This is a genomic window from Bacillus sp. UMB0893 (genome assembly GCF_002858905.1).
GTDB lineage: Bacteria > Bacillota > Bacilli > Bacillales > Bacillaceae > Bacillus_P.
In genome coordinates this window covers 274,958-288,001 of sequence record NZ_PKLB01000007.1, presented here as the reverse complement: position 1 = coordinate 288,001, position 13,044 = coordinate 274,958, and the positions used below count along the sequence as shown (strand labels likewise).

12 protein-coding genes are annotated in these 13,044 nt (G+C 38.3%); 4 read left to right on the top strand and 8 right to left on the bottom strand.

What is annotated here, in order from left to right:
- The first annotated feature begins 293 nt into the window (after positions 1 to 293).
- Positions 294 to 764, top strand: coding sequence for a DUF2690 domain-containing protein (locus CYJ36_RS16930; protein WP_374702820.1), 471 nt, complete (start codon positions 294 to 296; stop codon positions 762 to 764).
- 77 nt (positions 765 to 841) lie between these two features.
- Positions 842 to 1,285, top strand: a complete 444-nt coding sequence (locus CYJ36_RS16925; protein ID WP_374702826.1) for a DUF2690 domain-containing protein — start codon at positions 842 to 844, stop codon at positions 1,283 to 1,285.
- Positions 1,286 to 1,560: 275 nt separating this feature from the next.
- On the opposite strand, the gene CYJ36_RS16920 is transcribed toward CYJ36_RS16925, so the two are convergent.
- The 5 genes from CYJ36_RS16920 to CYJ36_RS16900 form a co-directional block, all read right to left on the bottom strand.
- Entirely contained in the window at positions 1,561 to 2,754 is a 1,194-nt protein-coding gene (locus CYJ36_RS16920; protein WP_101568426.1) for a nucleoside transporter C-terminal domain-containing protein, read from the bottom strand.
- A 410-nt stretch (positions 2,755 to 3,164) separates the two neighbouring features.
- Positions 3,165 to 3,773 carry a class I SAM-dependent methyltransferase gene (locus CYJ36_RS16915; protein WP_101568425.1) on the bottom strand — a complete coding sequence of 203 codons (609 nt, stop codon included), beginning with the start codon at positions 3,771 to 3,773 and terminating at the stop codon, positions 3,165 to 3,167.
- 429 nt (positions 3,774 to 4,202) lie between these two features.
- On the bottom strand, positions 4,203 to 5,576 hold the full coding sequence (locus tag CYJ36_RS16910) for an amino acid permease (RefSeq protein WP_101568424.1): 1,374 nt from the start codon (positions 5,574 to 5,576) through the stop codon (positions 4,203 to 4,205).
- A 192-nt stretch (positions 5,577 to 5,768) separates the two neighbouring features.
- Positions 5,769 to 6,830: an undecaprenyldiphospho-muramoylpentapeptide beta-N-acetylglucosaminyltransferase gene (locus CYJ36_RS16905; protein ID WP_101568423.1), complete on the bottom strand. Its 1,062-nt coding sequence runs from the start codon at positions 6,828 to 6,830 to the stop codon at positions 5,769 to 5,771.
- Positions 6,831 to 6,839: 9 nt separating this feature from the next.
- Positions 6,840 to 7,718, bottom strand: a complete 879-nt coding sequence (locus tag CYJ36_RS16900; RefSeq protein WP_101568422.1) for a LysR family transcriptional regulator — start codon at positions 7,716 to 7,718, stop codon at positions 6,840 to 6,842.
- A 108-nt stretch (positions 7,719 to 7,826) separates the two neighbouring features.
- Between CYJ36_RS16900 and CYJ36_RS16895 the strand changes: the two genes are divergently transcribed.
- Positions 7,827 to 8,915, top strand: a complete 1,089-nt coding sequence (locus CYJ36_RS16895; protein ID WP_101568421.1) for a citrate synthase/methylcitrate synthase — start codon at positions 7,827 to 7,829, stop codon at positions 8,913 to 8,915.
- Between the two features lie 57 nt (positions 8,916 to 8,972).
- On the opposite strand, the gene CYJ36_RS16890 is transcribed toward CYJ36_RS16895, so the two are convergent.
- Positions 8,973 to 9,947, bottom strand: a complete 975-nt coding sequence (locus CYJ36_RS16890; protein ID WP_101568420.1) for a bile acid:sodium symporter family protein — start codon at positions 9,945 to 9,947, stop codon at positions 8,973 to 8,975.
- Entirely contained in the window at positions 9,944 to 11,338 is a 1,395-nt protein-coding gene (locus CYJ36_RS16885) for an FAD-binding oxidoreductase (protein ID WP_101568419.1), read from the bottom strand. The genes CYJ36_RS16890 and CYJ36_RS16885 overlap by 4 nt, the downstream gene beginning before the upstream one ends.
- A gap of 166 nt (positions 11,339 to 11,504) precedes the next feature.
- On the opposite strand from CYJ36_RS16885, the gene CYJ36_RS16880 reads away from it, so the two are divergent.
- On the top strand, positions 11,505 to 12,224 hold the full coding sequence (locus CYJ36_RS16880; RefSeq protein WP_101568418.1) for a FadR/GntR family transcriptional regulator: 720 nt from the start codon (positions 11,505 to 11,507) through the stop codon (positions 12,222 to 12,224).
- Between the two features lie 169 nt (positions 12,225 to 12,393).
- Here CYJ36_RS16880 and CYJ36_RS16875 read toward each other — a convergent pair whose 3' ends face one another.
- Positions 12,394 to 12,804, bottom strand: a complete 411-nt coding sequence (locus CYJ36_RS16875; protein ID WP_101568417.1) for an NUDIX hydrolase — start codon at positions 12,802 to 12,804, stop codon at positions 12,394 to 12,396.
- Positions 12,805 to 13,044 lie beyond the last annotated feature (240 nt).

Sequence of the window (13,044 nt, the reverse complement as noted above, 5' to 3'; positions counted from 1 at the left end):
TTATAAATGAAATTGTAGTTATATGTGAAAACCGATTTCGACTAAGGAATCGGTTTTTTCTTGTTTGACTGCTTTATAAAGAGACGCAGGGAAATCTAAGATAAAAGCCATTGCAGCAGAAATAGATTGAATCTATTATTCCCATGAGACTTTCATCTCATATATACACTCACATTACGTTTACATTAAAATTGTTAAAATTTAAAAATCAAGGATAATTTACCCTTAACAATAAATCCCAAAAGAGGTAGAGTGGTGTTGATTCAAAAACTCTATGAAGGGATTGAATGATTTTGAAGCAGAAAAAAGTTTGGTCATGTGCTTTACTTATTCTTGTTGCTTTTTTTTCATTGTCAGGAGCCCCTGGAAATTTAAACAGCCATGTGAGTGCAGAAACCCATTCGTACGATGGAAAAAGCCCCTATTACAATAATTGTGATGCCACTGGGGTAACCAAGAAAAAAGTAACAATCACAGCAAATGGTGGAACTGCAAATTTAGAATTGAAGTTCAGCACGAAATGCAAGACCGCCTGGGCGAAAATCACACTTAGCCGACCTGCCATATCGAACGGTGAAGCCGATGCATTAGTTGTTCGAAATACAGATAATAAACAGTACAGTTGCGGTTCTGCTGGAGGTAACGGGGTTATTAATAAAGGGCAGACTTCTTGCTATACTCCAATGGTCTATGACCTCGATCCCCGAAAAGCAAAGGCAGTTGGATTCTGGCCATATACTGCAGGAGAAACAGACTGGTATTAACATAGATTATCTCTTTTATTTCAATTAAAGAAAGGATGATCGTTTTGAGGAAAAAACTTAAATTAGCTGGATTATCTATAATAATCGCTTGTTCAACGATAATTGCCGCATTTGCATTTACGAATCATCAAGTGTCTGCAGAAAATCATTCGTATGATGGAAAAAGCCCCTACTACAATAGTTGTGCGAGTACTGCCGTAACGAAAGATAAAAAGTGGATTGATTCCATTTCCTACGTCGAATTGAAATTCAGCACCAAGTGCAAAACTGCCTGGGCAAAAGTAACGATTACCCGCCCTGCTATTTACACATATGAAGCAGATGCACGAATTGTCCGACAAACGGACGGCAAGGCCTATACTTGTGACAGTTCTGGAGGCAATGGTTCTGTCAATAAAGGACAAACCTCCTGTTACACAGCAATGGTGTACGATTTGGACCCCCGTAAAGCACAAGCCCAGGGAAAACATGCCATTCCTAATAGTGACGCCTATGAATATGCAGAAACCATTTGGTATTAATATCGAATCTTAAGCCGCAGATCACAAAAGGACACTTCTTGCTTGAAGTGTCTTTCTTATTCTCCAATAGATATGTTAGATCTTTTACTTGAAATAACGAAAGCCGAATTCTTCTATTATAAAATACCAATATCCGTCCTGCTCTTTCTAATTGAATCACCCATTAAAAAAATGAAGCTGTTTTCTTCTGTGCACTAAATTTATTTCATCTTTTCCAAATGACTACCTCTAATACATTCAAATCAATTCCGCCATATATATCATATATATGGTAATCACCAAACGAATAATCCAACAACCATTGCACTTAACAAAGAGACCGCCATTCCGCTTAGCAGTAGTTTCCAAACATTCCTTCCGATAATGCGTGATTTTTCTTCATCGAGGATGGAATTAAAAGTACCGTAAATCATTCCTACTGTACTGAAGTTGGCAAATGACGTGAGAAATGTCACTGCAACGGCAATTGTATGCGGAGCAAGGCTGCTAACCTTATCTTTTAAATCGAGCAAGGCAACGAACTCATTCGTCGCCAGTTTGATTCCCATTAATTGAGCAACATACATTGCGTCACTCCCCGCTAATCCAAGCAAGAAAGCGAATGGACTAAAGAGAATTGAGAAGATTTTTTGAATCGTCAAACCGGTCACAAAGAAACTTAATATACCGTTTAAGGCTGCGGTTAATGCCACATAACCGATGACCATGGCAGTAATGACAATGACCATCCTGATTCCAACGAGCATACTGTTTGAAATGGTGGAAAAGAAATCTTGCCTTTCTTCTTTAGTAGGAACATAAACGACATCTTCCTCTTTGCTTACATCGAGGGGATTAAGCATGTTTGCAATCAGCAAGGCATTTAAACAGTTCAACGGAATGGCGACAAATACATATGTTGCAGGAACCATGGATAAATAAGCTCCGATAATGGATCCGCTGATACTGCTCATGCCCATAATTCCAAATGTAAGCAAGCGCTGAGTTTCAATCGCACTAAGCTGAAGGCGCAAAACAGCAAGTGCTTCCGTATTCCCAAGAAACATCATCTGGATGGAAAAAAAGCTCTCAAGTTTTGGCAAACCGGACACTTTTGATATGAGCCAGCCTACTTTATCGATGATCCAGGTCAGTATACCGAAATAAGATAAAATATCAAAAAACGTAATAATGAAAATAATCGGCATTAAGGCACTGAAAAAGAAATCAACCTGCTCATTTGCCATTGCTGACGGGAAGACAAAAGAAATCCCTTCATTTGCACATGCAATCAGCCAGGTAAAGAAAGCTGCAATCTGATTAATGACCCATGTGCCGATTTTAGTCGATAGCATGAACCAAGTAATAATGAATTCAACTACGATCAATGTAAGAATGGCTTTCCATTTAACATTTCTTTTATTAGGTGAACAAAGGTACACAATGCCAATCACCACAAATACACCAAGTATATTTAACAAGAAATACATGCTATCACCCTCCTTGATTTATCATTGCCTATTTCTTTTTTTATATAAAAAATTCCATGTTTTTTCACACGTTTCATTCAACATACAGAAGAAAAAACAAAAAAAGGAGCCTGTGTTTTCTCTCCTTTGTGTCTCTCATTCTATTCCGCAGCAATTCCACCTTAAAAACCTATCACGCAGAAGATTTTATATTTTTACCTGAAAAATTGTATTTAAGTACTTTTCGTTATTAGACCCTTTCTGGATTTAATAGAACATATATTTAATACCCATATTTCTCTTTCCGAATGTCAAAATATGAGCGACAAAATATTTTCAGGAAAATTATATTAGGTCTAATTTACTTCAATCGGCTTTCCTTAACAACGGCCAAGTTTAATTTATATTATAAAAAACCCGATGCAGTTCTCTTAATATGACAATCGGTAAATCAGAAATCTCTCATAGGGATTCTGTTCATACAAACCCGGCAGCAAGACTTCCTGTTTTAATTCAAACGCAGGGTGGTTATTTAAGAAATAGGTATAATCATTTGATCCATAATATAGAATCAGCTCAATATCACGCGCTGATTTTTCCGCTGAAACTAAAATATTGTTGAGCACATTCATAAAAATTTGAATCGAAAACGGATTAAAAAAATAAAAACGGTTGTCTAAAGGATCAATCTGGTATTCTTCTGCCAAACAACAGAGAAAGTGAATTTGACCGCTGCTAATTTTAGCTTTCTTTAAATAAGAGTGACAATTTTTAACAGCTTCTTCATAAAAAGTCTCGTTCATTTCAACCCCTACAGCAGATGCATGAAATAAATGATTGATATAGAAATTTAGTCGCCCTTTACCGCACCCATAGTCTACAAGGCGGTCAGTGCTTTTTAATTCATATTGAGTAAATAAAATTTCAAGTGCATGATAAGGTGTTGGCTCATAGCGATGATAATGCAAAGATTTACTGAAACCCTTTTGATCTCCAATTGTTTTGATGTTTAATAATTCATCATAAAGCTGTTCTTTCATTGATATTCTCCTATTCAAACTCAAACATTGAATTAATGATACAAAACTGATTTATCGTCTTTTTGTTATTGATTAATTTTATAATAAAGCATGATGGGTCAGATTCAAGCTCACTTTCCTTTTCAAAATTTCAATATACGTTCCTTTTGTCTAACTGTCTTTTTCAAGTGTGATTTTTAAAAGCCTGTCACAATAAATGTTACCGTAAATAAGTCCAATGCAGCAGACTATTTAAAAACGGAAATATCTGCTGTAACCGTATTATTCTTAGAACACAGAAAATTCCCTGTCTTGAAACAAGCGACAGGGAATTTTGAGACTTTAATATAAACTAAGGTTAATTATCCACGATTTTTCTTAAGTTATTCGTAACAGTTAGTGACCACTGAACCACATTCAAAAAGCATTTTTAAGAGGTGCATTTTAATTTCAGACTGCCTCTCCCTGATTCGCTTGATTTGCCTTCGTTTCCCGTATCTTATAAATCACAAACAGTAAAATAAACCAAACAGGAGTTACGAACAAGGCAACACGAGTATCTTCAGCAAGTGCAAGCACGACAAGAACGAACGCTAGGAAAGCAAGGATCAAGTAATTGGAAAATGGATAAAGCGGCAATTTAAATTTGTTTACTTTCGCTAGATCTGGTCTTGATTTACGGTATTTCAAATGGCTGATGACAGTAATTCCCCAAATAAAAATGAAACATACTGTAGAAATACTTGTAATAAGCGTAAATACACCTTCAGGCATTACATAGTTCAAAACAACGGCAATTAGAATGACCACAGTTGAAAAGAACAATGCATTGGAAGGTACTTTACGGGAAGTAAGTTTTGTAAATGGTACAGGTGCATTTTTATCTTTTGCAAGTGAGAATACCATCCGGCTTGTACTAAAGATGGCGCTGTTACATGCAGAAGCTGCGGATGTTAGAACGACAAAGTTGACGATCCCAGCAGCTGCAGCGATACCAACAGCAACGAAGACTTGGACGAATGGGCTTTCCATTGGGTTGATGGCACTCCAGGGATAAATACTCATAATGACAATAAGTGCGCCTATGTAGAAAACTAAAATCCGAATAGGGATATTATTAATTGCTCTTGGGATAACTTTTTCCGGGTCTTCTGTTTCTCCTGCAGTAAGTCCTACAAGTTCAATCCCAACAAACGCAAAAACAACCATTTGGAATGAGAGAATAAAGCCATTTATTCCATTTGGGAACATACCGCCGTGGCTCCATAGATTTGTGAAACTAGATGCGCCTGAAGCAGTTGAAAAACCTTTAATAATCATGAAAATACCGATAACAATTAGTGCTAGAATAGCAATGACTTTAATTAATGCGAACCAGAACTCCATTTCACCAAAAAGTTTTACGGTTGCAAGGTTCATAATCAGCAAAATGACAAGCGCAATTAATCCCGGCATCCACTGTGGTATATCAGGAAGCCAAAATTGGGTATAGAGACCAACTGCTGTTAAGTCAGCCATCGCGATTGAAATCCAGCAAAACCAGTAGGTCCAGCCGGTGATAAATGCCGCCATGTTCCCTAAATAGTCTTTTATAAAGTCAACAAAAGAATGATAATTTAAATTGGTTAAAAGCAGTTCTCCAAGTGCGCGCATGATTAAAAAGCAAATTACGCCTGTAATCATGTAAGCAAATAAAATCGATGGTCCTGCTAAATGAATCGATTTTCCTGCTCCTAGAAATAATCCCGTTCCGATTGCCCCTCCGATAGCGATTAGTTGTACGTGCCTGTTTTTGAGGCCTCTTGTTAATTCTTGTTGCTGCATTTGAATTCCCACTTTCTAATTTTTATGCATTTTTGCTGAACATAGATTTTCTAATAATAAAATTAAAATCAGATAATGGCAAATTAAAAACCAAATAAAAGTTTAATCTATTATCCGTTAATTCAAGTTCGAAGTGAGTAAAATAATAATGCAATTTAATTTTGCATACATAAATGAGAGGCAGTTCGCTTCTCACCCTGCGTTAATCTCCTCAACCAGCACCCCAATCGCATCCTTCCGATCAAGCGAGGCCATCGTTCGCTTCATTTCATCCCTTTTCGCTTCTAGAGCTGCGAGATGTTCAAGCAATGATTCCTCTGTTAAAGCCTCTTCCTCAAGCATAAGGGCAAACCCTTTATCCTGAAAAGATTGAGCGTTTAAGATCTGGTCTCCCCTGCTTTGATTTTTCGTAAGAGGGATAATGAGCATGGGAATTTTTAAGGCTAGAAATTCGAATATGGAATTTGATCCTCCTCGCGTTATGACAAAATCAGTTGCTGCTAAATAATGAGGAAGCTCATCATGGACATATTCAAATTGTTTGTAGTCTTTCATATGTGAATACTTTTCATCAACATTCCCTTTGCCGCATAAATGTATGATTTGAAATGATTTTAGCTGCGGTAAGGCAGCTCTGATTGTCTCATTAATATTTTTCGCCCCTAAGCTTCCGCCCATCACGGTTAATACTGGACGTCTATGATCAAATCCCAGCAGCTCTCTGCCTTTATATGAAGAACCGTTCAGAATTTCACGACGAATCGGAGAGCCTATTACAGTCGTTTTTTCCCTAGGAAAATACTGCAATGTTTCTTCAAAAGAAGTGAAAATTTTCGTTGCAAACCGCTGAGCAATTTTATTGGCAAGTCCAGGGGTCATGTCGCTTTCGTGGATAAAAACAGGTATCTTCAGCGAATTCGCGGCAATGATCACGGGTACTGAAACGAAGCCTCCTTTTGAAAAAACGAGTACAGGTTTCAGTTTTTTCAATATGCTTCTAGCCTCTATACAGCCCTTCAGTACTCTGAAGCTATCCACCACGTTTTCAAAATCTATATATCTTCTTAGCTTACCGCTTGAGATTCCGTGATAGGGTACAGAAATCTTTTCTATTAACTCCTTTTCAATCCCCTTTTTTGAACCAATGTATTGTACTTCCCAGACGTCTTGGTCAAGCTCATCTATGATTGCTAAGTTAGGGGTTACATGGCCCGCTGAACCCCCGCCGGTAAAAACGATTGTCTTCATAAGCAAGTCCTCCTTCTATATTCTGAACTGTGAGAGAAAGGTTAAAAATTCATGTTGTTTCGTATGACTGTACTTCATGATGGCATATGTATTTGCTTCTGGCAAAGGTATCGATGGACAATCGACTTCAAGCAGTCTTCCTTCAAGCATTTCCCTCCTTACAGTGGAAACTGGAAGGAAGGAAACTCCCAATCCTTCGACAATAAACCGTTTCGTAATGTGAATTTGAGAAACCTCCATCATACGAATTCCCGGATACATTGCTTTTACCGATTTGCAAAGGGAAGCCCAATACACAGGATGATTATGAGTGAGCAGATAATTTGATGTTAACACTTCTTCCTCATCCAGCGGCAAAGCACTTTCAGAATCCCTTCCATCATGAGGTGCTACTAATAAAACCTTGTCTTTATATAAAAGCTGACAGCTCAAATCTGAGTGGGAACTGCTCAAACAGGATAAACCGAGATCTACTTTTTCACTTAGCACTGCTTCTTCAATGTCGCTTGATTCTAAAATTTTGACTGATATTTCAACTTCCGGATATTGATTGCAATATCTTTTGAGCACATATGGAAGGATGGTATCAGCAATCAGCGGGGAGATCGCGAGTGTAAATTGAGCGGTAAATCCTTGCTGAAAAGAATGTAATTTTACTAAACCGTTTTGATACACTGAAAGCAGTTCTTTTGCTTGCTGTAAATACACTCTGCCTTCTTCAGTGAGCTTTATTTTTCTGCCTTCACGCTGAAATAATAAAACCCCAAGTTCTTGTTCCAGCAGTTTAATATGAACGGAAACGGACGGCTGCGAGATGTAAAGAATTTCTGCTGTTCTTCTAAAATTTTCACATTCTGCTGCCGTTACAAACGTTTGAATCCAAGAGAATTCCATACTCGCCCTCCTAATTACTTTTTTTAATCGATCTCATTAATTATATTTAATTTTCTTAATACTTCTTATTTTATAAAATTGTAGATATAAAGGGAAGGAGAGATTTATATGTTTTCACAAGGTTTAAAGGGTATAGTTGCAGCAGAAACATCCATCAGCCATGTTGACGGGGGAAAAGGCAGACTGATATACAGAGGATATGACATACGTGAATTAACGGAGAATTATTCTTTTGAAGAAGTTTCATATTTGCTGTGGTTTGGGAGATTTCCAGATAAAACGCAATTGATTCAGCTGAAAAACGACCTAAAAAACCAGCGGGAGCTTCCGGAATATATTAAAAAACTTTTAACCAGCCTGCCTGCGGACATGGATTTAATGAGTGTTTTAAGAACAGCCGTTTCAGCTGCAGGCCCAGTGAACAGTGAGAAATTTTCGTTTTCAGATGCACTAAGGTTAACTGCTATTTTGCCCACTATCATTGCATACAGAAAGAGACACTTAGAAGGAAACGAATTTGTTTCTCCTGTCTCAGATCTTGATCATATTGAAAATTATTTATATATGCTAAACGGAAAGGTTCCAACAGAACCACAGCGCAAAGCATTGGAAACGTATATGATTTTAACACTGGAACATGGAATGAATGCTTCCACGTTTTCGGCAAGAGTAACTGCCTCGACCGAATCAGACATCTATTCCGCAGTCACATCTGCCATTGGTACGATGAAAGGACCATTGCATGGAGGTGCGCCGTCTGAAGTCATTTCATTTTTAAATGAAGTTGCTGAAGATGGTGACGCTGAGAAAATCATCCGGAACAAATTAAATCGCGGTGAGCGGTTAATGGGATTTGGTCATCGTGTTTATAAAACACACGACCCGCGATCATTGTCATTAAAATCAGCTTTGCTCAAGCTATCAGGAAACGATGAATGGTTAGATCTGGCGATTGAAGTTGAAAAAACAGCTGTATATCTGCTGCAGGAGCTAAAACCAGGCAGATCTCTCTACACAAATGTTGAATTCTATGCGGCAGCAATCATGAAATCCATTCACATGGATTCGCATCTGTTCACCCCTACCTTTACAGCAAGCCGTGTTGTCGGCTGGACAGCCCACATCCTTGAGCAGTCAGAGAATAATACGATTTTCAGGCCAGAGGCGCACTACATTGGAAAAATTCTTGCAAAGTAGGTTCTAATTCTATGAAATAAAGAGATTCACAATGATTTGCCATTGTGAATCTCTTTTTTATAGTTTTGCATTTATAGTCTTAGCTGACCAATTCTCTTTCTTTTCCACTACAGGTTTTTTCGACCAGAACGTAGCAAGAATCGGACCTGAAATGTTATGCCATACTGCCCCAAGAACGCTTGGCAACGCTGCAAGCGGACCAAAATGGGCGCTCGCTAGTGCAACACCTAATCCGGAGTTTTGCATCCCTACTTCAATTGAAATGGCTCTTCTTGTTCCTTCATCCAGGCCCAGCATTAACGCGGTTAAATAACCGAGCAAAAGGCCGAATGTGTTATGAAGGATAACTGCAGAGATAATAAGCAATCCCGACTCTGCAATACTCTCAACATTTGCAGAAATAACTGCTGAAACAATGATGATAATAGCCAAAACAGAAATAAGAGGGATAACTGAAAGGCTTTTGTCAACGCCCGTTCTGAAAAATTTCCTTATTGCGATACCCAAAATGATTGGTACGATAATAACCTGCGTAATTGATACGAACATCGAAACGGGATCGATTGGCATCCATTGACCTGCAAGCAAAAGCAAAATTAATGGTGTGGCAATTGGCGCAATTAATGTTGATAGTGATGTCATAGCAATTGACAATGGAAGATTCCCTTTTGCAAGATAGACCATCACGTTTGAGGCCGTGCCGCCTGGAACAGAGCCGAGGAGAACTAGACCTGCTGCTAATTCAGGAGGTAAATTCATTCCATAAGCAAGCAGGAAAGCAACAGATGGCATAATAATAAATTGGGCACAAACACCAATTATCACCGGCAACGGTTTTGTTAAAACAATTTTAAAATCTACCGCCTTAAGAGTAAGGCCCATTCCAAACATGACAATGCCGAGCAAAATCGTGATATATCCATTTAGCCATAGAAAAGGTGTAGGAATCATAAAGGCAATGCATGCGATACATATGACCCATACTGCAAAATATTTTCCTGCTAAGCTGCTGATTGCTTCTAATAGTTTCATAGTGTCACACCCTTGTTTTTTACAATTTTATTTGGATTGAGGATATTAAGCGGATCTAATGCTTGTTTTATTTTTTCCATCACACGGAGTGCTTCACCATGCTCTTTTTCCTGATACTTTTGTTTGCCGACACCGACTCCATGCTCGCCTGTACAAGTCCCTCCGCGTTCAAGAGCATACAAAACGATTGCTTCGTTTAATTGATCAGCCTTGTTTACTTCTAATGGATCACTCGTATCAAGCATCAAGAGAACATGAAAATTTCCATCTCCAACATGGCCGACAATGCCACCGTTAAGTCCTAAAGTGTCTATCGTCTCCCTTGCATGACGAATCGCACCTGAAAGCTCCGAAATCGGCAGACAGACATCCGTAACCATAAGCTTTTTCCCCGGATATCCATGGACATAGGCATAAGCTAAATGGTGCCTTGCTTCCCACAGCTTGTTTCGCCCCGCATTATCTTTCTCAAAATCGATGCTTTCACAGCGAAAATCAGATACTAGCTCTTTCGTGAATTCTACGTCCTGTCTAAGTCCTGCTTCATTCCCATGAAACTCCAAAAATAGAGTTGGTGTTTCTAAATAGGCAGTCTCACTAAATTGGTTTACCTGTTTCATGGATGGTTCATCAATAAGCTCAACTCTTGCAATAGGAATACCCGCTTGTAAAATAGCAACGACAGCTCCTACAGCATCATTTACAGTTGGAAAAGAAGCTCTTGCTGCCATGATGTGCTCAGGTATCCCGTAAACTTTTAGTGTCAATTCGGTAAAACAGCCAAGCGTTCCCTCTGAACCTACAAAAATACCGTTTAAATGATAGCCAGATGATGATTTTTCAGCTAAATTGCCGGTATGGATGATCGTCCCGTCTGCAAGGACCGTTTCCAAATCTCTCACTTGGTCACGCATGACCCCATATTTAACAGATGTTGTGCCGCTTGCATTTGTGGCAGCCATCCCGCCGAGAGTAGCATCAGCACCAGGGTCCACCGTGAAAAACAAACCATATTTTTTCAGCTCTTTATTTAACTGTGAGCGTGTAACGCCTGGCTGTACTTTTACAAGAAAATCATTCTCTCTTACTTCAATGATTTTATTCATGAAAGAAAAATCAATGGTAATTCCTAAGTCATAGGGAATAACATGCCCTTCCAAGCTGGATCCAAGTCCAAATGGCACTACTGGAACCTGATATTTGTTTGCAAGTCTCATAATCTCACTCACCTGGAGTGTTGTCTCTGGAAAAACAACGATATCCGGCAGACTTGGAGCATGATACGATTCATCTCTGCTGTGCTGTTCTCTAACTGTCTGATTGACTGATACCCCGCTTTCAGGAAGAATATGTTTAAGAGCATCTACTATATTTTCTGCAGCCATTTTCATTGTGATCTCTCCCTTGAAATTTTTATGTAAACGATTGCAATAGATCGTTTATAATAAAAGACAATAGGTCCTACCAATCAACACATTGGTCTAACCACTTTCAATTATACTTAATTATCTGAAAAATACAATAAATCATTCTATCTTTTAGGAAGTGAAAATTAAGATGAAGCAAAAGAAACGAATTTATGAAGTCATTGTCGAACAGCTAAAAGAATTTTTTCTGAATGGAGAATTAAAACAAGGGGATAAACTGCCTCCTGAACGTGAATTGGCAAGCCGTTTTAATGTCAGCCGCACATCAATCAGAGAAGCTCTTCGCATTTTGGAGATAAACGGAGTAATCGAAATCAGACAGGGCGGCGGAAGCTACATAAAAAAAACAGGCTTCCCTTGTTCTTCTGAAGAACTTTCAGCCGTTATCAGCAAAGCTGAAAACCACCTTGTCTATGAAATGCTTGAGCTGCGCCGTGCAATCGAAGCTGACTCTGCATACCTTGCCGCTCAGCGGGCGACTTCTCAAGAGTTAAACAAACTTCGAAAAGCTCTCGAATTGATGGCAGCCTCAAAAAACGATGTGGAATCTGGCTTGAAGGCAGACTTCAATTTTCATCTGAATATTGTTCAGGCAACTCACAATTCATTATTTATAGAGTTGATACAGACATTAAGCGAACAAATGGAAGATACAATCCGAGCAACGCGCAGACACCGTCTTTCTGACCCTGACAGGGCTCATGATACAATTGATGAACATAAAAAAATATATGCGGCAATCGCTTCCGGAAACTCAACATTAGCAAAACAGCTTGTGGAGGAACATATTACACGAATTAAAAGTGAATTGAGTGAGTATTTCTTAACTGGCTTAGGAGAAAATAAATGATTAAAATACTTTAAATTTTTGGGGATTGATCAAGAATGGAGATAAATTGTAGGTTTTTAGCTGTAAAGCATCATCGCATATGCTGTGATGCTTTACTAAATTGAAATGATTATCTTTTTTTTACAAAACCGTTCACAATCTTTTTCGTTACTTAAAGGATCCTATCATTTTAAGCTTTAGGTATCGTTCCTCGAAGAATATATGGGACAGTTGCCTTACTATCTATTTGTACGTATTCATTAGCCATTTTAGAATCCATCCAGGTAATCTCCTCAATCTCTTCTGGTCTTGATAAATGGATTTCTCCCCCTATTATTTTCCCGCTGAACGTAAAGAAGATCACATGATGCCCTCTTTCTTCAAAAAACGCTTCGCTTACAGATAAAACATCATTTATTTGCACGTCTAATCCAGTTTCTTCTTTTACCTCACGTAAAGCGGCTTCTTTAAGAGTTTCTCCCTGTTCAACTGCTCCCCCTGGAAGTGTATAGTATGAAGATTTCTCTCCTTTGTTTTTGACCATCAATACATTTTTGTGATCATCATTTAGAAGGACATATGTTACATCTACTCTTTTCATTTATTTCAAAACTCCTTTTTTTAAAAGATCAAGATATTACTGCTTTCTGCTTTTAATAAATATAGTGGGATTCTTCGTGTGCCCAAAAATGACACACGCTTTAACATGCTCTTAAAATCTTAACATAATATTCCACAATCAGGGTAAACCTTTAAAAACTAACCTCTCTTTTCCAGCAAATCTATAAATTTTCAAGATACGAGGATGTTTACTATGAATTATTCTGTGATTCATGGTAAA

Excerpts from the sequence above, each read along its gene's own strand:
- CYJ36_RS16920 (WP_101568426.1), bottom strand. The coding sequence starts at position 2,754 with ATGTATTTCTTGTTAAATATACTTGGTGTATTTGTGGTGATTGGCATT.
- CYJ36_RS16915 (WP_101568425.1), bottom strand. The coding sequence starts at position 3,773 with ATGAAAGAACAGCTTTATGATGAATTATTAAACATCAAAACAATTGGA.
- CYJ36_RS16910 (WP_101568424.1), bottom strand. The coding sequence starts at position 5,576 with ATGCAGCAACAAGAATTAACAAGAGGCCTCAAAAACAGGCACGTACAA.
- CYJ36_RS16900 (WP_101568422.1), bottom strand. The coding sequence starts at position 7,718 with ATGGAATTCTCTTGGATTCAAACGTTTGTAACGGCAGCAGAATGTGAA.
- CYJ36_RS16895 (WP_101568421.1), top strand. The coding sequence starts at position 7,827 with ATGTTTTCACAAGGTTTAAAGGGTATAGTTGCAGCAGAAACATCCATC.
- CYJ36_RS16890 (WP_101568420.1), bottom strand. The coding sequence starts at position 9,947 with ATGAAACTATTAGAAGCAATCAGCAGCTTAGCAGGAAAATATTTTGCA.
- CYJ36_RS16885 (WP_101568419.1), bottom strand. The coding sequence starts at position 11,338 with ATGAAAATGGCTGCAGAAAATATAGTAGATGCTCTTAAACATATTCTT.
- CYJ36_RS16880 (WP_101568418.1), top strand. The coding sequence starts at position 11,505 with ATGAAGCAAAAGAAACGAATTTATGAAGTCATTGTCGAACAGCTAAAA.
- CYJ36_RS16875 (WP_101568417.1), bottom strand. The coding sequence starts at position 12,804 with ATGAAAAGAGTAGATGTAACATATGTCCTTCTAAATGATGATCACAAA.